The 18,276-nt window shown below is 50.2% G+C and carries 15 protein-coding genes; 4 read left to right on the top strand and 11 right to left on the bottom strand.

All coding sequences use genetic code 11. From position 1 onward, the window contains the following. Nucleotides 1–69: 69 nt before the first annotated feature. The 8 genes from GWC94_RS02375 to GWC94_RS02340 all read right to left on the bottom strand — a co-directional run bounded on the left by GWC94_RS02375 (nucleotide 70) and on the right by GWC94_RS02340 (nucleotide 9,323). Nucleotides 70–2,301, bottom strand: a complete 2,232-nt coding sequence (locus GWC94_RS02375; RefSeq protein ID WP_235918427.1) for a TonB-dependent receptor — start codon at nucleotides 2,299–2,301, stop codon at nucleotides 70–72. Between the two features lie 165 nt (nucleotides 2,302–2,466). Next, nucleotides 2,467–4,044 carry a F0F1 ATP synthase subunit alpha gene (atpA, locus tag GWC94_RS02370; RefSeq protein ID WP_161833390.1) on the bottom strand — a complete coding sequence of 526 codons (1,578 nt, stop codon included), beginning with the start codon at nucleotides 4,042–4,044 and terminating at the stop codon, nucleotides 2,467–2,469. Between the two features lie 36 nt (nucleotides 4,045–4,080). Continuing rightward, nucleotides 4,081–4,644 carry an ATP synthase F1 subunit delta gene (gene atpH, locus GWC94_RS02365; RefSeq protein WP_161833389.1) on the bottom strand — a complete coding sequence of 188 codons (564 nt, stop codon included), beginning with the start codon at nucleotides 4,642–4,644 and terminating at the stop codon, nucleotides 4,081–4,083. A gap of 93 nt (nucleotides 4,645–4,737) precedes the next feature. After that, nucleotides 4,738–5,247 carry a F0F1 ATP synthase subunit B gene (atpF, locus tag GWC94_RS02360; protein ID WP_161833388.1) on the bottom strand — a complete coding sequence of 170 codons (510 nt, stop codon included), beginning with the start codon at nucleotides 5,245–5,247 and terminating at the stop codon, nucleotides 4,738–4,740. A 109-nt stretch (nucleotides 5,248–5,356) separates the two neighbouring features. After that, the gene (atpE, locus tag GWC94_RS02355) at nucleotides 5,357–5,569 is read right to left on the bottom strand and encodes an ATP synthase F0 subunit C (protein ID WP_026768996.1); all 213 of its coding nucleotides are present in this window, start codon (nucleotides 5,567–5,569) and stop codon (nucleotides 5,357–5,359) included. A 33-nt stretch (nucleotides 5,570–5,602) separates the two neighbouring features. Beyond that, complete coding sequence (gene atpB, locus GWC94_RS02350; protein WP_161833387.1) at nucleotides 5,603–6,742, bottom strand: F0F1 ATP synthase subunit A; 1,140 nt, start codon at nucleotides 6,740–6,742, stop codon at nucleotides 5,603–5,605. A gap of 569 nt (nucleotides 6,743–7,311) precedes the next feature. Continuing rightward, nucleotides 7,312–7,506: a hypothetical protein gene (locus GWC94_RS02345; protein WP_161833386.1), complete on the bottom strand. Its 195-nt coding sequence runs from the start codon at nucleotides 7,504–7,506 to the stop codon at nucleotides 7,312–7,314. A 2-nt stretch (nucleotides 7,507–7,508) separates the two neighbouring features. Continuing rightward, nucleotides 7,509–9,323, bottom strand: a complete 1,815-nt coding sequence (locus tag GWC94_RS02340) for an ABC transporter ATP-binding protein (protein WP_161833385.1) — start codon at nucleotides 9,321–9,323, stop codon at nucleotides 7,509–7,511. Nucleotides 9,324–9,526: 203 nt separating this feature from the next. Between GWC94_RS02340 and GWC94_RS02335 the strand changes: the two genes are divergently transcribed. The 4 genes from GWC94_RS02335 to GWC94_RS02320 all read left to right on the top strand — a co-directional run bounded on the left by GWC94_RS02335 (nucleotide 9,527) and on the right by GWC94_RS02320 (nucleotide 15,231). Next, nucleotides 9,527–11,797 (top strand): RelA/SpoT family protein, encoded by a 2,271-nt coding sequence (locus GWC94_RS02335; RefSeq protein ID WP_161833384.1) that lies wholly within the window; start codon nucleotides 9,527–9,529, stop codon nucleotides 11,795–11,797. Nucleotides 11,798–12,040: 243 nt separating this feature from the next. Next, on the top strand, nucleotides 12,041–13,303 hold the full coding sequence (locus GWC94_RS02330) for an adenylosuccinate synthase (RefSeq protein WP_161833383.1): 1,263 nt from the start codon (nucleotides 12,041–12,043) through the stop codon (nucleotides 13,301–13,303). 167 nt (nucleotides 13,304–13,470) lie between these two features. Continuing rightward, a complete protein-coding gene (locus tag GWC94_RS02325) occupies nucleotides 13,471–13,917 on the top strand; it encodes a hypothetical protein (protein WP_161833382.1) in 447 nt (148 codons plus the stop codon). A gap of 117 nt (nucleotides 13,918–14,034) precedes the next feature. Continuing rightward, the gene (locus GWC94_RS02320; protein WP_235918426.1) at nucleotides 14,035–15,231 is read left to right on the top strand and encodes an anthranilate synthase component I family protein; all 1,197 of its coding nucleotides are present in this window, start codon (nucleotides 14,035–14,037) and stop codon (nucleotides 15,229–15,231) included. A gap of 3 nt (nucleotides 15,232–15,234) precedes the next feature. On the opposite strand, the gene GWC94_RS02315 is transcribed toward GWC94_RS02320, so the two are convergent. The 3 genes from GWC94_RS02315 to GWC94_RS02305 are packed head-to-tail and all read right to left on the bottom strand — an operon-like array spanning nucleotide 15,235 to nucleotide 18,006. After that, a complete protein-coding gene (locus GWC94_RS02315; RefSeq protein WP_161833381.1) occupies nucleotides 15,235–16,293 on the bottom strand; it encodes a lytic transglycosylase domain-containing protein in 1,059 nt (352 codons plus the stop codon). Nucleotides 16,294–16,332: 39 nt separating this feature from the next. Further along, nucleotides 16,333–17,778: an Asp-tRNA(Asn)/Glu-tRNA(Gln) amidotransferase subunit GatA gene (gene gatA / locus GWC94_RS02310; RefSeq protein WP_161833380.1), complete on the bottom strand. Its 1,446-nt coding sequence runs from the start codon at nucleotides 17,776–17,778 to the stop codon at nucleotides 16,333–16,335. Nucleotides 17,779–17,808: 30 nt separating this feature from the next. Then, entirely contained in the window at nucleotides 17,809–18,006 is a 198-nt protein-coding gene (locus tag GWC94_RS02305; RefSeq protein WP_161833379.1) for a Sec-independent protein translocase subunit TatA/TatB, read from the bottom strand. Nucleotides 18,007–18,276 lie beyond the last annotated feature (270 nt).

The raw sequence follows: 18,276 nt of genomic DNA, 5'->3' as shown, positions 1-18,276 counted from the left end.
TTCCTTGCTCCCCTGTTCCTTGTTCCCCTGTTCCTTGCTCCTTGTTCTTCCGTTCCTTGTTCTTCTGTTCTACAGATTGTTATTAATCGCGTCCTGTCTTCTGTCTACGCCCCAGCTGAGGAATACGCCGAGAAAGAAGAACTGCGGCGCAGGTGGTGTGATGGCGTCTTTGCGGGTGCCGTCGTGCGAATAGTTATACCCGAAAACCTGTTTGCTGTTAAACACATTGGTTACCGATCCCACCAGCACCGCATAGGCTTTACCAAGCGAGGTGAGATAGTTAAAGCTGAATCCGAGGTTATTGTAATTGATGGTCTTTCCCTGGTCTGCGATCTCGTATTTACCCGCGTTCAGACGCATGTTGTAGTAAGGTCTGCCGGTTGCAAAAGAATAGGTGAAATTGAAACCGGTATTGATCTTAGGGTAAAACTTTTTCACTACCAGCGATGCCGTATGGTTGGCGGCAAAAGTCGGCTGCAATGACTGCGGGTAGTTAAGGAAATTTCGTCTGGTATCGAGCCAGGAATAGCTTAGCCAGTAATCAAGTCCTTTGATGGTCTTCTTGTCTCTCCAGAAAAGTTCGAATCCTTTTGCATCGCCGCTGCCATCGTTGTTGTACGCAGGATAGGTCTTTACCAGGTTGTTGTATTTTTTATAGAACACTTCTGCCCGGAAAGTCTGCAGCGCTGTATTCTTAATATAGTTAACGATATAATGGGTCGCTTTTGTATACCCAAAATTCCTGGTTGCGTAGAGGTAACTGTTCTCGGGTTTCTGGTAAAACCCGCCGTAAGCGATGCTCATCTGTCCGCCGTTGCCCGTCTTATAGGCCAGCGAAATCCTCGGTGCCATATTCATTTTATTGATCAGCGAGGAGTGCTCGAAACGCACACCGGCCTTGGCTGCCAGGTCATTGGTGATATACAGATCGGCCTCGGCAAACAATGATTTGAAATGATCCACCAGCAGCGTCTGGTAACCGTTGTAGCGGCTTTTGCTGTAGAAATACTGGTACTCGCCGCCAAAACGAATTACGCTGATACCGCTGATGCGTTTGTCGAGCACCAGTTTCACCTGTGAAAGATCGGATTGGGTATACAGTCTGAAATTGGCGCTGTCGATCCAGTTCAGTCCCGTAACCACGGTTTTGTCGGAAGCATCCTGTATCTGCTGCGTAATGCCGTTGCGGTCGGTGCTGAAACCGATACCCATATTCATTTTCCATCCCCTGCCAAGGCTCTCGCGCCAGCTGAGGTTGTTATACCAGTTGCTGTTGTTCAGGCCGAATGCGTTTTTCAGGGTGGGGTCATCGATATTCGGTCTGCGCAGGCCCAGATCCATATTGGAGAAAGTGGTATAATATTTCACGATACCGCTTTTTGTTTTGATCCTGAAATTCGCGTCGGCGCTGTGGAACTGCGGCATGGCGAAATAATCGGGTTTCTGTTTTACGATAGAGAAATAAGGCAGCAGGTTGGTATATCCGTAGTTGCCTCCCCAGGAAGCTTTTTTATCTTTTGACAGCTGTTGCATACCCAGGCCCAGGAACACCGAAGAAATGGATGCAGTGATTTCCGACCGCTCAGGCAGGTCGATGCTTTCCATAATCAGGGCGGAAGAAAGCGCCTGGCCATACAGGGCAGAGTAACCGCCCGTGCTGAAAATGGTTCCTTTGAAAAGCGAAGGCGCAAACCTTCCGCGCGAAGCGATATCCGGAACGCTGGCAGAGAACGGGTTGTTTACCAGTGTGCCGTCTATGAACTGCTTGGCTTCATACCCCGCGCCGCCGCGAACAAACAGTCCTTCCTGCTCACCTACCTGCTGTGCGCCGGGCAATGTTTTTACAACGGCCGTGATATCGGCGTTAGCCCCGCCCGTGGTATACACATCAAGCGAAGAGAGAACGGTGGCCGCTTTTTTACGATCGCCCGCTTCAAAACTGCCCGCGGTAACGGTAACCGCTTTCAGCTCGCTGATCTCTTCTTTGAGGGAAAAAGCCACAGAAACCGAATCGGCACCGATGGTTACGGGTATTTCCACGGTTTTATACCCCACATTGGCTGCAACGATTACCTGTTGTCCTTTTTCGGTGGTCTTAAAAGAGAACCGCCCGGTGGAATCCGATACACCGCCATCGTAGGAATCTTTTACGGAAACACTTGCGCCAATGATGATATGTCCCCTGGTGTCTTTTACCGTTCCGGTAATACGCACCTGGGCATTTCCCAGTATGGTTGATAAAACGGCGAGCAGCAGGATGGTGAACTCTTTCATGGTTGTTTTGATTGACAGAACAAACATAGAATAGTTTATTTTATAAATCAAATTATTATTTAAAACATTTTTCGGGTATTACATCACACCCCTCAAGTTACTAATTATCAATATTTTATAAACTACCGGATGATATGGGCACTAAAAAACCCCGGGGGATTCCCGGGGGTTCTATCATTGGTTGCGGTCGACTTATTTGTACTGTGGCACCAGACTTTTTGCCAGGGTTACCATCTTGTTCAGGCTTTCGTCGTTTAACTGGCCTTTTTTGAACTCGGCGAGTACATCGGGCAGTTTGTTCTCCATCTCGGTTAAGAAATGGCCTTCAAATTCCTTCACTTTTTTCACAGCCACTTCTTTCAGCAGACCCTGTGTACCGAGGTAGATGATCGCCACCTGTTTTTCCACAGAGAATGGTGAGAACTGGGGTTGTTTCAGGATCTCCACGTTACGCGCGCCTTTATCGATCACGTTCTTCGTTGCGGCATCGAGGTCGCCACCGAATTTAGAGAACGCTTCCAGCTCGCGGTAAAGCGCCTGGTCGAGTTTCAGCGTACCGGCCACTTTCTTCATCGACTTGATCTGTGCGTTACCACCCACACGGCTTACCGAGATACCCACGTTGATCGCAGGACGGATACCGGCGTTGAACAGGTTACCTTCGAGGAAGATCTGTCCATCGGTGATCGAGATCACGTTGGTAGGGATATAGGCCGAAACATCACCCGCCTGAGTTTCGATGATCGGCAGCGCCGTCAGCGAACCACCGCCTTTTACCAGGTGTTTGATGGAAGCGGGAAGATCGTTCATGTTTTTAGCCACCTCATCGTTGCTGATGACTTTCGCCGCCCTTTCGAGCAAACGGCTGTGCAGGTAGAATACGTCGCCGGGATACGCTTCACGACCGGGAGGTCTTCTCAGCAGCAGGGAAACCTCACGGTAGGCCACCGCCTGTTTTGACAGGTCATCGTAGATGATCAGTGCAGGGCGTCCGGTATCGCGGAAATATTCACCGATGGCAGCACCCGCAAAAGGCGCGTAGAACTGAAGCGGAGCAGGATCAGAAGCAGATGCGCTTACGATGGTGGTATAAGCCATGGCGCCGTTATCTGCCAGCGTCTTCATCACACCGGCAACTGTGGATGCTTTCTGACCTACGGCAACATAGATACAATACACCGGCTTGCCTGCATCGTAAAATTCTTTCTGGTTGATGATGGTGTCGATACAGATAGCGGTTTTACCGGTCTGGCGGTCACCGATCACCAGCTCACGCTGGCCGCGGCCGATAGGGATCATGGCATCGATGGCCTTAATACCGGTTTGCAGCGGTTCTTTTACGGGTTCGCGGTAGATAACACCGGGCGCTTTACGCTCCAGCGGCATTTCATACAGCTCGCCGGTCAACGGACCTTTGCCGTCGATAGGATGACCCAGTGTATTGATCACACGGCCCACAACACCTTCGCCCACTTTGATGGAAGCGATCTGGCCGGTCCTTTTTACTCTATCACCTTCTTTGATCTCCTCGCTCTCACCCATCAGTACCACACCCACGTTGTCTTCTTCCAGGTTCAACGCGATCGCTTTTACGCCGTTTGCAAATTCTACCAGCTCACCGCTCAATACACCGTTCAGACCGTACACGCGGGCGATGCCATCACCCACCTGCAGTACTGTGCCCACTTCTTCCAAATCGGCCGATACATTGAAGTTGCTGAGTTGCTGCCTCAGTATCGCTGATATTTCATCGGGTTTAATGTCTGCCATGATCTATATGCTTTTAATTGTTGTTAACGTATTTGATTAATGTATGCTGTGCACATACAGGTTTTGTGAGAACTGCTTCCTGATGTCTTTGAGATCGCGCTGGATGCTTGCATCAACCAGGTTATCATCAAATTCAAGAACAAAACCTCCGATGAGTTTTTCATCAACCGCAGTTTCCAGTTCAATCTTATCCAGACCGCGTTCAGAACGGATCTTGGTTTCAATATTCTTTTTCAGCTCCTCGCTCATGGGCGCGGCGGTGGTCAGCTTTACTTTATGAATGCCTTTCAGCACATTGTACTGGTCAACAAAAGCATTGGCTATTTCCAGGAGTTCTGATTCGCGGCCTTTTTTCACCAGCAGCGAAATAAATGCCGTTGTGAGCGCGCTCACATTGCCATTGATAACAGCGTCGATGATCTTGCCTTTCTGATCGGCCTTGATCACAGGGCTTTTCAGCAGGTTCCTGAAATCGCGGCTGGCCCTGCACACATTTTCCAGGTATTTCATATCAGCGTACGCCGCTTCAAGCTGTGCTCTCTCAACAGCAATGTCGATCAGGCTCTTTGCGTAGCGGTTGGCTAAACGTGGATTGGGCATAGTTTAATTTGAAAATGTGGTGATTTGACAATTTGAAAATGGAAGAAGATCGGAAAATGCACTCACACATTTTCAAATCTTCCATTTTTCAAATTAATTAAGCTTCACGCCTTCGGCTAATTCATTAATGTATTTCTCCTGCTCGGCCTTATTGGCGAGTTCGCGGCGGAGGATTTTTTCGCTTACCTCGATCACCAGACCACCCACCTGGTTCTTCACCTCGGTAAGGGCTGCGTTGGTTTGCTGCGCAATGGTAGCCTGAGCTTCTGTAACAATGCGGTCGTATTCAGCCTTGGCTTTGTCTTTTGCGTCGCTGATCATTTTTAAAGTCTGTTCTTTGGCTTCCTTGATCATGGTGGCGCGTTCTTCGCGTGCCTGTGCCATCAGCTGCTCGTTCTCGTTCTGCATGGCGGCCATTTCGGCTTTCATTTTATCGGCCCGGGCCAGCGCATCTTCAATGCCCTGCTCTCTTTCCCTGATCGCATTCATGATCGGCTTCCAGGCAAATTTTCCAAGAACGATCAACAGGATCAGAAAGGCAACAGTTGCCCAGAATACAAGCCCGATATCAGGCAATACAAGCGGATTTATTTCTAATAACATACGACTATGTTTATATACGATCTGGTGTTTAAAAACCAATGTTGAAAATCATACAGACCCTCCGCCCTGTGCATCAGGTCTGTATAATAAGGTTGGTGTGGTTGATGAATTAACCATTACCCAACAGGGCAACCACCACCGCAAACAGGGCAACCGCTTCCACGAAGGCCGCAGCTACGATCATGTTTGCACGAATGTCGTTAGCAGCTTCCGGCTGACGGGCAATACCTTCTACAGCACCTTTACCGATCTGGCCGATACCGATACCTGCTCCGATTGCAGCTAAGCCTGCACCGATTGCAGCAACACTTCCTACTACCATTTTGTTTAGTTTTTAATTGTTATTGAAAAAAAATTAGTCTTCTGTTTCGTGGTAATGCGGTTCATGATCACCATGGTGATGGTGCTCTTCCGTTGCCATACCGATATACATGGCACTCAGCATGGTAAAGATGTATGCCTGCAGAAACGCCACCAGCAGTTCAATCAGGCTGATGAACACTGCGAACGGAACCGCGATGGCCGATGCAACTACCGTTTTGAAAATAAAGATCAGGCAGATCAGGCTCAATACCAGGATATGCCCGGCAGTGATGTTTGCGAACAACCGGATCATCAGTGATATGGGCTTGGTGAATACACCGATCAGTTCAATAGGCGCCAGGAACAGCTTCATGCTCCAGTGCATGCCCGGCATCCAGAAAATATGTTCCCAGTAACTCTTGTTGCCGTTCAGGTTCACCAGTATGAATACGCAAACCGCCAGCGTCATGGTAAAGGCGATATTACCGCTCACATTGGCGCCGCCCGGGAAAAAGGGGATCAGGCCAAGGAAATTGTTCACCAGTATCAGGAAGAAAATGGTGAGCAGGAACGGTGTATACCTGGCATACCTGTGACCGATATTGGGTTTGGCCACCTCATCCCTTATGAACAGGATGATGGGCTCCATCAGTGACTGCAGACCTTTGGGCGCCGATTTCACACCGGTTTTCCGGTATGCTTTTGCAACGCTCAGGAATACGATCAGCAGCAGCGCCACGGTGATGAACAGCGAGGTCACATTCTTGGTGATGGAGAAATCCCATACTTTCTTCGAGGCTTCCTCGTTCACGGTTCCATCTGCATTCACCACACGAACCTTGCCTTCCACGGTTTTGTACGTGTAGTTGCCCGCATAAACAACCGGCTCATGGTGTTCATCGACCAGCTTGGCTGAAGAGAACAGTTCCAGTCCTTTATCGGTATACAATATTACCGGCAAAGGCAGGGAAGTGTGCCCCCACAGGTGCCAGCTATGATCGTCTTTGATATGCTCCAGGATGGTTTCGGTAACATTAAAACCGCCCTCTGCCCTGGCATGGGCAGGCGCTTCCTGAGCAGCCGCTGTATCATGTACAGTGGTATCATGCTGCGCATGTAGCGCATTAGAAAAAAATAGTATGCAAAGGCTGAAAGTCGCTGCCAGCAAAGATTTCACGCTCATACGGGTCATACCTGTTCCGAAATTTGGCGCAAAGATAGGGGTATGGGGGTGAATAGCCTATTTGTAAACTGGAATTCGGCAGAAAAAATCAGCGCCCCGCATCCCTGTCCGTTTCCTTTATCTCCCGGATCTTTTCCGGCATGACTGCATCCAGCCGGTCCTTGATTCGATTGACCGCTTTCTTATTGGCTATCAGGTGATTAATATGCAAAAACGGAATACGCACATCCTGAAGGCTTAAGACAGGGGCCATTTCATAACATTCATCGAAAGAGTCATCCAACCCTTCATTTCGGTCATGATACCCAACTCAATCCCTCCGGCATAAAATGAGGTCCCACCCGGAACAAATTGCATGGTTTCGATTGATGCAAAATCGCCATAACCCAGGTCGGAAAACGCCTTTCTAAGGAGCTGTCGGTTAGTCAATGTATCTTCCAGCCATAGGTCAAGGTCATCCGTAGCCCGATTATATCCATGAAACCGGGTAGCGAACCCTCCCACCATCATATATCGTACACCATGTTTGTTCAATACACGCCAGAAACGCAATAATTCCTCATCCTGCGTATCAATACTTATTTATTGTGGCTGATAACTGCCTTTTTCAACAAGGCATTCCTGCGAAGCATTTGCATAAACAGCTGGAATTTTTCCATGTCGGAGCGAAAAATATCCTTTTTCAGTTTTTCTTCTTCCGAAAGATGCGCAAACCCGTAAGCGATGCCGGGCTCCTCTACAACCGATATGTCTTTTTGTTTTGGAGAATTCATTTTTATACGATCGCAGTCTTCTTCTGCGCAAACTGCATCTCATGTAATTTACTGTAAAATCCGCCGAGTTCCAACAGCTCCTGGTGGCTGCCCATTTCCCTGATCTCGCCCTTATCCAGCACGATGATCTTGGTGGCTTTGCGGATGGTGGACAACCGGTGTGCGATCACCACCGAGGTACGGCCGGAGATCATGGTCTCGATCGCTTTTTCGATCAGCAGCTCGCTTTCCGTGTCGATGGAAGAAGTGGCTTCGTCAAGTATCAGTATGGAAGGATCATAGAGCAGGGCCCGTATAAAAGACAGCAGCTGCCGCTGCCCCAGGCTGAGGGTGCTGCCTCTTTCCATCACGTTGTAATCGTAATCGCCCGGAAGCCGCATGATAAAATCGTGCACCCCGATCATTTTCGCGGCCGCAACCACCTCTTCCCTTTTGATCGCCGGGTTACGCAAGGTGATATTATCCAGGATGGAACCCGAGAACAGGAACACATCCTGCAGCACAACGCCGATATTCCTTCGCAGGCTTTCCAGGTCAAACCCGGCAATATTCCTCCCGTCGATCAGTATCTCGCCCTCCTGGATGGTGTACAGTCCGTTGAGTAAACTGATGATGGATGTTTTACCGCTGCCGGTATGTCCTACCAGGGCTACGGTTTCTCCCGCTTCCACATGAAAGCTGATGTTTGTAAGCACATTGTTCGGCGCAACATATGCGAATGTGACATGTTTGAAATCGATGCGGCCCTCCACCTTTTCAGGCCGGTAGGCATCCGGGGCCGCGGGTTTGGGCTGGTCGGTATTATCCAGCACTTTCAACACCCTTTCCGCCGCGATCATACCCATCTGCAACACATTGAATTTATCGGCGATCACCCGAAGCGGTCTGAATATCTGGTTGAGGTATAAAATAAACGCCACCAGCAGACCCGCATCCAGCGAACGGCCGGCGATCCACCATACCAGCAGGCCCATACTCAGCGCCAGCACCACTTCCACCACCGGAAAAAAAACCGAATAGGCAAAGATGGCCTTGATGTTTGCATTGCGGTGTTCGGTATTGATCTTTTTGAATTTACCGAATTCCCGTTCCTCGCCCGCAAATGCCTGCACCACCTGCATACCGGTGATATGCTCCTGTACAAACGCATTAAGCGCCGCCACCGCATTGCGTACCCGGATAAAACTCCTGTTCACGCTTTCCTTGAAATAATAGGTGGCAATCAACATGATCGGGAACGGGATGATGCTGATCAGCGTCAGCCGCCAGTCGATCCAGAACATGGTTGCCAGCGTAATCACGATCGTCAGCAGGTCGGCGATGATCGGTATCAGGCCATCGGAAAAAATATCGTTGATGCTTTCAATATCGTTGATCGTTCGGGTGGTCAGCACCCCGATCGGCGTATTGTCGAACTGCCGCAGGTTCAGTCCCAGTATTTTCTCATACACCGCGGTGCGGATATCCTTTACCACGCTCTGTCCCATCCAGGAAGTGATAAAGCTGAAGAAAAAGCGTATGGTGGTCTCAACAAACAGGAAGATGATCTGGAAAACTGTGACCGCAATAATAAACCGGGTTGCATCTGACCAGTCGGTCCGGAACATCCATTCCAGCCATTGCGGTGCGTGTACGTTCTTGCCGGTGGCTTTATCCACCGTAACCTGTATCAGGTAAGGTCTTACAGGGGCAAATACAGCCATCACCATGGCCAGTGCCAGGCTGGTATAGAAAGATGCACGATAAGGCTTCACAAAATGGAAAACCCTCCCCAGCAACGAGAAATCAAAAATCTTCTTTTTAGCCTTTTCGCTCATGATGAGGGGCAAAGGTAGGGAGAGTTGGGGAACGGAAGTGACCGTTCATCATCGGGCGTTGCCGTGAGTTGGCGTGAGTCGGCGTGAGACGTGGGGGAGTACCTTTCGGATTGTCTGCGGAAGGTCAAACTCACGGTAACTCACGACAACTCACGGTCATCCCGACGTTTCACCTCCCCGACTTTTTCGTACATTCGTATTCCATGCAGCAAGTGCCGGAAACGATACAGGAGCCGATCTTAGCCAAATACAATCTTAGCCCCGAACAGGAAAAAAACGAGATCATCAGGCATTACCGTGCCCTGCTGAGAAGTTTGCGCCCTAAGCTGAAAAAAGGCGACAAGGAACTGGTTCGGCAGGCTTTTGAGATGGCGGCCGAAGCGCATAAAACCATGCGCCGGAAAAGTGGTGAACCCTATGTACTTCACCCGATTGCCGTGGCCATGATCTGCGTGGAAGAGATCGGCCTGGGCGTGCGCAGCACTATCTGCGCCCTGCTGCACGATACGGTGGAAGACACCGATATCACCCTCGAAGATGTGGAGCGCGAGTTCGGAACCGAAATAGCCAGGATCGTGGACGGCCTGACCAAGATCTCCACGGTAATGGATACCAATACCAGCCAGCAGGCGGAGAATTTCAAGAAGATATTGCTGACGCTTACCGACGATCCCCGCGTGATCCTGATCAAGCTTGCCGACAGGCTGCACAACATGCGCACGCTGGACCATATGAAACGCGAGAAGCAGCTCAAGATCGCTTCGGAAACGGTTTGGGTGTATGCACCGCTGGCGCACCGCATGGGTCTGTACAATATCAAGACCGAACTGGAAGACCTCTCCATGAAATACATGGAGCCGGAAGCATACAAAGACATCGCCCGGAAACTGGCGGAAACAAAAAGGGAACGCACCCGGTATATCAATGAGTTCATCCGGCCTATCAAAGACAAACTGGTGAACGCAGGTTTTCATTTCGAGATATATGGCAGACCGAAAAGCATCCATTCTATCTGGAACAAGATCAAGAAAAAAGGTGTGGCGTTTGAAGAAGTGTACGATCTCTTTGCCATCCGTGTTATTCTCGATGCACCCGCTGAGCGGGAAAAAGAAGACTGCTGGAAAGTGTATTCGATGATTACCGACGAGTACACCCCTTCGCCCGAACGTTTGCGCGACTGGCTCAGCAACCCGAAGAACAACGGCTACGAAGCCCTGCATACCACTGTGATGGGCCCCCAGGGCAAATGGGTGGAAGTGCAGATACGCACCAAACGTATGAACGAGATCGCCGAAAAAGGCCTCGCGGCACATTTCAAATACAAGGAAGGCAGCCACGATGAAGACCGGTTTGACAAATGGTTTGGCCAGATACGGGAGGTGCTGAGCACGCAGGATACCGATGGCGTGGATTTTCTGCAGGATTTCAAAACATCGTTCCTTGCCGAAGAGATCTACGTGTATACGCCCAAAGGTGAGGTAAAGATGCTGCCCACCGGCAGCACCGCGCTTGACTTTGCCTTTTCCATCCACTCCGCCATCGGTACAAAATGTATCGGGGCCAAAGTGCACCATAAACTGGTACCCATCAGCCATAAACTGCGCAGCGGCGACCAGGTGGAGATCATTACCAGCAACAAACAGAAACCTTCCGAAGACTGGCTCAATATCGTGGTAACGGCCAAGGCCAAAAGCAAGATCAAGGATGCCCTGCGCGAAGAAAAAAGAAAGATCGCCGACGACGGTAAATACACGCTGCAGCGGAAACTGGAAGCCATGGGCGCAGCCTACAGCCAGTACAACATCGAAGAACTCGTTCAGTTTTACAAAGTCCCTTCCTCTCTCGATCTCAATTACAAGATCGCCACAAAAGCAATCGACCTCAGGGAACTGAAGGATTTTCATGTACTCGGCGACAGACTGGAGATACCCAGGCCAAAACCCGTGGTAACAGAAATAACGGTGGACCAGTCGCATGCCAAACCGATCAGCAAAAAAGATTCGGAGCTGATCATCTTCGGGGAAAGCAGCGATAAGATCATGTACGCGCTGGCCAAATGCTGCAACCCCATTCCGGGAGACGATGTGTTTGGCTTTGTAAGTACCGGCAAGGGCCTGATCATCCACAGGACCAACTGCCCCAATGCAGCGCAACTGCTGTCGAATTACGGCCACCGCGTGGTAAAAACCAAATGGGCCAAGAACAAGGAGATATCCTTCCTCACCGGTCTCAGGATCGTTGGCCTGGACGATGTGGGTGTGATCAACAAGATCACCAATGTGATCAGCGGCGATATGCGTATCAATATCGCGGGTCTTACCATCGAATCGAAGGAGGGCCTGTTCGAAGGAACGATCAAGGTATTCGTTCACGACAAGGAAGAACTCGAAGAACTCGTTTCCCGCCTCAAAGCATTGAACGGCATTCAGACGGTAGACAGGTTTGATACGGGAAATGAGAGGGAGCTGGGTTGAGGGGCGTGAACTGCCGTGAGTCGGCGTGAGTTATCGTGAGTTAGTTGTTTTTTTTGGGGGGGGGATGATATATGGATTTTTTTGGTTGACTGCCGGTCCTGCCAGCCCTGACTTGCCCACGAACTACCACCCTCTCCCAAATCAATTCACGCCAACTCACGTCTGACATCCCCGCATTCCCTTTTACGAAAATTCCGGTTTCTTCTCACAAACTCCTATTTTTGCCGCCTACAAAACACAGTTATGGTTGATGTAATTCTTGGTTTACAATGGGGTGACGAAGGCAAGGGAAAAATCGTTGATTATTTTGCGCCTAAATACGATATCATCGCCCGTTTTCAGGGTGGCCCCAATGCCGGGCACACTTTGTACGTGGAAGGAAAGAAAATGGTGCTGCACCAGATCCCTTCCGGAATTTTTCACCAGAATACCATCAACGTGATCGGCGGCGGCGTGGTGCTTGACCCGGTTACACTTAAACGCGAATGCGACGCGGTGGCCGCCCATGGTATTGATGTAAGAAAAAACCTGTTTATTTCGGAGCGTACCAATATCATCGTTCCCACGCACCGTGCACTCGACAAAGCTTCCGAACTGGCCAAAGGCGAAAGCAAGATCGGCTCCACTTTAAAAGGCATCGGCCCTGCATACATGGACAAGACCGGCAGGAACGCGCTGCGTGTTGGCGATCTGTTGGATAAAAGCTTTACCACCCAGTACATCAAACTCAGGCTGAAACACCAGAAACTGCTCGATAATTTCCATTTCATAGAAGACATCTCGGCATGGGAAGAAGAATTCTTCGAAGCCCTCGAGTTCCTGCGCACACTGAATATTGTGAACGGCGAATACTTTGTAAACAATAAAATTTCCGAAGGCAAAAAAGTGCTTGCCGAAGGAGCGCAGGGCAGTATGCTCGATATCGATTACGGCACTTTCCCGTTTGTAACTTCCTCGAATACCATCTCGGCAGGCGTTTGCACCGGGTTGGGTGTATCGCCCAAACAGATCAACGAGGTTATGGGCGTTACCAAAGCCTACTGCACCCGCGTGGGCGGCGGACCTTTCCCGAGCGAACTCGAAGACGCCACGGGTGAGGAACTGAGGAAAGTCGGCAACGAATTCGGCGCAACCACCGGACGCCCCCGCCGTTGCGGATGGATTGACCTGGTGGCATTGCGTTATGCCTGTATGATCAATGGCGTTACCCAGGTAATTATGACCAAAGCGGATGTACTGGACGCATTTGAAGAACTGAAAGTCTGCACGGCCTACTCGATCAACGGAAAAGAAACCAGGGAAGTTCCTTTCCAGATGACAAAAGTGAAAATAGACCCCGTTCTGGAATCATTCAAAGGTTGGAATACGGATACCAGCGCGATCAAGGATGCGAAAAAATTACCCGCAACCATGACAAGCTATATCGACTTCATCAATAAATATATCGGCGCCCCGGTGAAACACGTCTCCAACGGGCCGGGCAGGGAACAGATTGTACACATTTAACAGTTGGTGGCCTTTGGTCTGCAGTTTGCAGTTATCCAGGATATAACCACAGACTATAGAACAAAGACCAAAAACCAATCTTCTCTGGCACTTCATTTGTACGTAAAAAATTTTTTTGGTTAATATCATTTTGCGTTGAAATTTTACGCAACAATCTTATTAGAACTATGGCAGCGAAATCTGATAAGGATCCCAAATCCACCCCGAAAAAAACAGCGCCGAAAGACACGGACGCAAAGCCATCTTCAAAAAGCAAGAAGCAGATGGAAGACGACGACGATGACATCGAAGACGATGAGGAAGGTATGGATGCAAATCCGTCCAAAAAATCGTCTGCGAAACCCTCTGCCAAAAAATCGAAGGAGGATGACGACGACGATGACGATGTGGAAGAGATGGACGATGACTGGGATAAACCGGAAGAAGAAGATAACTGGGATCCTGATTTTGATGAGTTCGATATCCCGAAGAGCAAGGGCAAGAAAAGCGGCGGCGCTGCGGGTAAAAAAGGCGGCGACGACGACGATTTCAAACTGGACGACGATTTCAAGGAATTCGATCTGTTCAACGACAAGAACAGCGGCTACGACGATGAAGAAGACGATGATTTCTGATCATCATATCCCAAATAGATTGTGAAAAGAAACACAGCTTTTTTTCCCGTCGGGAATATGGCTACCTGCAAAGCACAAATGTTGAACTGGGCCAACCGGTTCAACATTTGTGCTTTTTTGGATAACCACCAGTATAGTTCCGGCTACCATTCTGCCGAATGCCTTGCCGGCGTGGGCGCGGTGGAGGTTTTCTCGGCCGATACGGATATCCTGCCGCGACTGTCGGATTTTACCCGGTTGCAGAACGACTGGCTTTTCGGACATCTCGGGTACGATCTCAAGAACGAAACAGAACAGCTGCACAGCACCCATGCTGATGCCATACAGTTTCCGGTGGTTTCTTTTTTCCGGCCGCAAACCCTGCTTCGTTTGCAGAACGGAACCCTGATGATCGCTTCATTGGACAATGATCCCGGCGAATTGTTCAGGCAGATAACGGAGCAGCCCTCTCCTGTAACTTCTGTTAACCATACCGGCACCATACAGCCCCGCATCAGCAAAGCGCAGTACCTCGACCGGGTGCAGCGCCTGCTGCAGCATATACACCGTGGTGACTGTTACGAGATCAATTTCTGCCAGGAATTCTTTTCGGACCAGGCTCAGATCGATCCGCTGCAGGCCTATACGCAGCTGACGGCGATATCGCCCAATCCTTTTTCCTGTTTTTACAGATCCGGAGAACGGTACCTTTTATGCGCCAGCCCGGAAAGATTTATCCGTAAAGAGGGCAACCGCATTTTATCGCAGCCCATCAAAGGAACTTTCCGCAGGGATACCACAGACCCGGGAAAAGACGCCGTTCTGCGCGACCAGTTGCTGCAAAGCGAAAAAGACCGCAGCGAGAACGTAATGGTGGTGGATATTGTTCGCAACGACCTGAGCCGGGTCTGCACCGAAGGTTCCGTGCAGGTGGAAGAGCTGTTTGGCATCTACAGTTTCCCGCAGGTACACCAGATGATCTCCACCATTACCGGCGAGTTAAAGGCGGGAACCGGTTTTACCGATATCATCAAAGCCTGTTTTCCCATGGGCAGTATGACCGGCGCTCCAAAAAAACGGGTGATGGAACTGATAGACCAGTATGAAAGCAGCAACCGCGGGTTGTATTCCGGAGCTGTTGGTTATATCAGCCCGGAAAAGGACTTCGATTTTAACGTGGTGATCAGGAGCGTATTTTACAATGCCGCAACACACTACCTCAGTTATTGGGCGGGCGGCGGTATTACTGCCTACAGCGATCCGGAAAAAGAATACGAGGAATGTTTATTGAAAGCGGAAGCGATCCGAAAAGTGCTTATACCGGAAAATACCTGACACTTACCGCGAAGCGGTGCTGCCCTCGAGCAGTATGCGAACAGATTCCATCAGCAGATTGCCTTTACGCGCCTCAAAAACCGCGGCTTTGTCTTTCTGCAGGCGCATGGAGTATTTTTTCCCCTCCGACAAGGTTTTGTCAAATCCCGGGTTCCATTTGTTGAACTGTGCCACATCCATTAACAGCCCGTTGCAGATAACTACCGAGCTATAACGGCCGCTGACTTCCACCACCACCGTATTTTCCTGGTCGGCCGCGTCTACCTGCGCCACCTGGTTTACGATCGATGCTTTCTGCAGCTCTGTTTCGCTGGCCGTCATGGTAGTCCAGCCTCCGCTGCCCTCCATGATATAATGCGTACCGATAAATTTCTTGACATGGTTGCGTGTCTCCTCCGGCAGGTAATACTGCAGGTCCCAGAACTCGCGGCTGCCCGCTTTCCTGATCGCCTGTCTTACCCTGCCCGAGCCGCCGTTATACGCTGCCACCACCAGCAGCCAGTCGCCAAATTCGCTGTACAGCTCCTTCATCAGCCTGGCGGCCACATGGGTGCTTTTGTAGAAATCCGTCCGTTCGTCAACCGCCCCGCCGGTGCGCAGGCCAAAGCGTTTGGCTTCATAAGGCATCAGTTGCCAGGGGCCCACGGCGCCGGCCCAGGATACCAGTCCGGAACGCAGGTGACTTTCGATCACGCTGAGGTATTTCATTTCGCGCGGAATGCCATAAATAGCCAGGATATTGTCGTAGAGATCAAAATAAGGTTTACCCCAGGTCTGCATTTTCTCCAGTTCTTTTCCCTGCTTGCGGATGTATTCCTGTACAAAGGATACCGCCCTGGGATTCAACTGTGCCGTATAGGGTTTGGAAGCGTCGAAGCGACTCGTGGTAAAAAGACTTTTGAAACCCGATTTATCGTCAACAAGCGTGGTATCGCTTACCGAAGCGCTGGTGGAGGGAACAAACGACATGGTAGCCATGCTTCCTGCCAGGGCGGCAAAAGCCACCAGGCCAAGCCTGGCAATGGAAACGGGGTTATTGATATTGAGGCCAAACCATTTCATGAGCGTTGTTTTGCCGGAACCCGCAAGTATCGGGCCCGGTCAGGCTTTTCCGCCAACCTCCATAAGGTCCCTGGAAAAGCGCAGCAAAGATACCTCATCAAAATGAGAAGCCATTACCTGCAGGCCGAATGGCATGCCGTTGGGGTGTTTGAACAGGGGAAGCGAAATACCGGGTATACCCACCAGGTTGGCAAATACGGTATAAATATCTGCCAGGAACATTTCCACAGGGTCATCGTTTTTTTGACCGATAGCAAATGCCGGCGCCGGCACCGTGGGTGAGATGATCATATCGAACGAGGCGAAAATGGATTTTGTCTGATCGCTTAATATCTTTCTAACCTGTTGGGCTTTAGTAAAATACGCGTCAAAATAACCGGCGCTGAGTACAAAAGTGCCCAGCATGATACGGCGCTTTACCTCCCTGCCAAAACCCTCGCTGCGGCTCAGTTTGTAGAGATCGGTCAGGTCCAGGTCCTTTTGCGCTGACCGGTGCCCATACCGTACCCCGTCGAAACGGGAAAGATTGCTGGAAGCTTCCGCCGTGGTAAGAATATAGTAGGTTGGAACAATATATTCAAGCAGCTTAAAATCAATTGCTTTTACAGAATGCCCGGATGCTGTTAATTTTTTGATAAACGCCTCGGTTTCTGCCTTTATTGCCGGATCCAGACCGGGATGCTCGAGTGTTTCCCTGAAATAGGCGATCGAATACGGCCTGGCGGATTTTTCCGCGATCTCCCTGGAATAATCGGGCACGGGCGACTGCGAAACCGTGCTGTCGAATGAATCGGCTCCGGAAATCACCGAAAGCATGCGTGCCACATCCTCCACTGTGTTTCCGAAAATACCTACCTGGTCAAAAGAAGAAGCATAGGCGATCAGTCCATACCTCGAGACACGTCCATACGTGGGCTTTAACCCGATGATCCCGCAGAAATCGGCCGGCTGCCGAACGGAGCCACCGGTATCGCTTCCCAGGCTCGCCATGCAAAGCCCTGCCTGTACCGCCACCGCGGAACCACCCGAAGAACCGCCGGGCACCCTGGTTTCATCGATCGCATTTTTTACGGGACCGAATGCAGAGTTTTCATTGCTGCTGCCCATGGCAAATTCGTCGCAGTTCTGGCGGCCGATGATGATTGCTCCCTCATCGATCAGTCTTTTCACGACAGTGGCATCATAAATAGCGGTGAAGTTTTCCAGAATCGCGGATGCTGCGGAGAGGCGGTGCGCTTTATGTGACAGCACATCTTTTAACCCGATAACAACACCGTGCAGGCGCCCCATCGGCAGGCCATCTTTTCTGCCTTGATCCAATGCCGCTGCGGTGGCGAGCGCTTCTGCAACGTATACATCGATGTAGCAGTTAAGGTGCTGTTTCTGCGCTATGGCATCCGCATAAAAACGAACGGCCTCCACACAGGTGGTTTGGCCGTTCTGTAATGCGTTATGATAGTCTTTGATTGTGCTAAAGCGAAACAAAGGCTAAAATGCTTTTTTCGAGAGAGATGATTACGGTTGCGTGGTAGGTGTCTGGTCTTTTTCTTTCATGCCTTCTTCCAGTTCTCTTTTCACGTTGCTTTTCGCATCGTTGAACTCGCGGATGCCTTTACCAAGACCGCGCATGAATTCTGGAATTTTTCTTCCACCGAACAATACCAACACGACTACTGCAATCAGCAATATCTCCTGGAATCCTAAGTTGCCCATAACTGATGTTTTAAGAGAACCAAAGTTAAGGTAAAACCAATACCAGCCAACTAAATAATGTTAATGTCGGCGGGAAATTTGTGGGAGGGCGTGGGACGTGAGGCCTGAGGCGAGGTGAGTTATCGTGAGTTGGCGTGAGATAGGAGGTATGGGGTTGATTTTTTGGACGCTTTCTGAGCTTTCGGAATGGGAATATCGGTCGTTGTGAGTAGTGGAGATTTCAGCTATCGATCGGAAACTCTATTTTGGCCGCTGGCCAGAATAGATCGG

The organism is Sediminibacterium soli (genome assembly GCF_009939225.1).
Classification (GTDB): Bacteria; Bacteroidota; Bacteroidia; order Chitinophagales; family Chitinophagaceae; genus Sediminibacterium; species Sediminibacterium soli.
Note: the sequence above shows the minus strand (reverse complement) of the source record. Positions and strands in the feature narration are given on the sequence as shown.

Coding starts and splice junctions, on each gene's coding strand:
- GWC94_RS02315 (WP_161833381.1), bottom strand. CDS start 16,293: ATGAAATGGTTTGGCCTCAATATCAATAACCCCGTTTCCATTGCCAGG.
- GWC94_RS02335 (WP_161833384.1), top strand. CDS start 9,527: ATGCAGCAAGTGCCGGAAACGATACAGGAGCCGATCTTAGCCAAATAC.
- GWC94_RS02330 (WP_161833383.1), top strand. CDS start 12,041: ATGGTTGATGTAATTCTTGGTTTACAATGGGGTGACGAAGGCAAGGGA.
- GWC94_RS02345 (WP_161833386.1), bottom strand. CDS start 7,506: ATGAATTCTCCAAAACAAAAAGACATATCGGTTGTAGAGGAGCCCGGC.
- atpH (WP_161833389.1), bottom strand. CDS start 4,644: ATGCCCAATCCACGTTTAGCCAACCGCTACGCAAAGAGCCTGATCGAC.
- GWC94_RS02340 (WP_161833385.1), bottom strand. CDS start 9,323: ATGAGCGAAAAGGCTAAAAAGAAGATTTTTGATTTCTCGTTGCTGGGG.
- atpB (WP_161833387.1), bottom strand. CDS start 6,742: ATGACCCGTATGAGCGTGAAATCTTTGCTGGCAGCGACTTTCAGCCTT.
- atpF (WP_161833388.1), bottom strand. CDS start 5,247: ATGTTATTAGAAATAAATCCGCTTGTATTGCCTGATATCGGGCTTGTA.
- atpA (WP_161833390.1), bottom strand. CDS start 4,044: ATGGCAGACATTAAACCCGATGAAATATCAGCGATACTGAGGCAGCAA.
- atpE (WP_026768996.1), bottom strand. CDS start 5,569: ATGGTAGTAGGAAGTGTTGCTGCAATCGGTGCAGGCTTAGCTGCAATC.
- GWC94_RS02375 (WP_235918427.1), bottom strand. CDS start 2,301: ATGTTTGTTCTGTCAATCAAAACAACCATGAAAGAGTTCACCATCCTG.
- GWC94_RS02305 (WP_161833379.1), bottom strand. CDS start 18,006: ATGGGCAACTTAGGATTCCAGGAGATATTGCTGATTGCAGTAGTCGTG.
- GWC94_RS02325 (WP_161833382.1), top strand. CDS start 13,471: ATGGCAGCGAAATCTGATAAGGATCCCAAATCCACCCCGAAAAAAACA.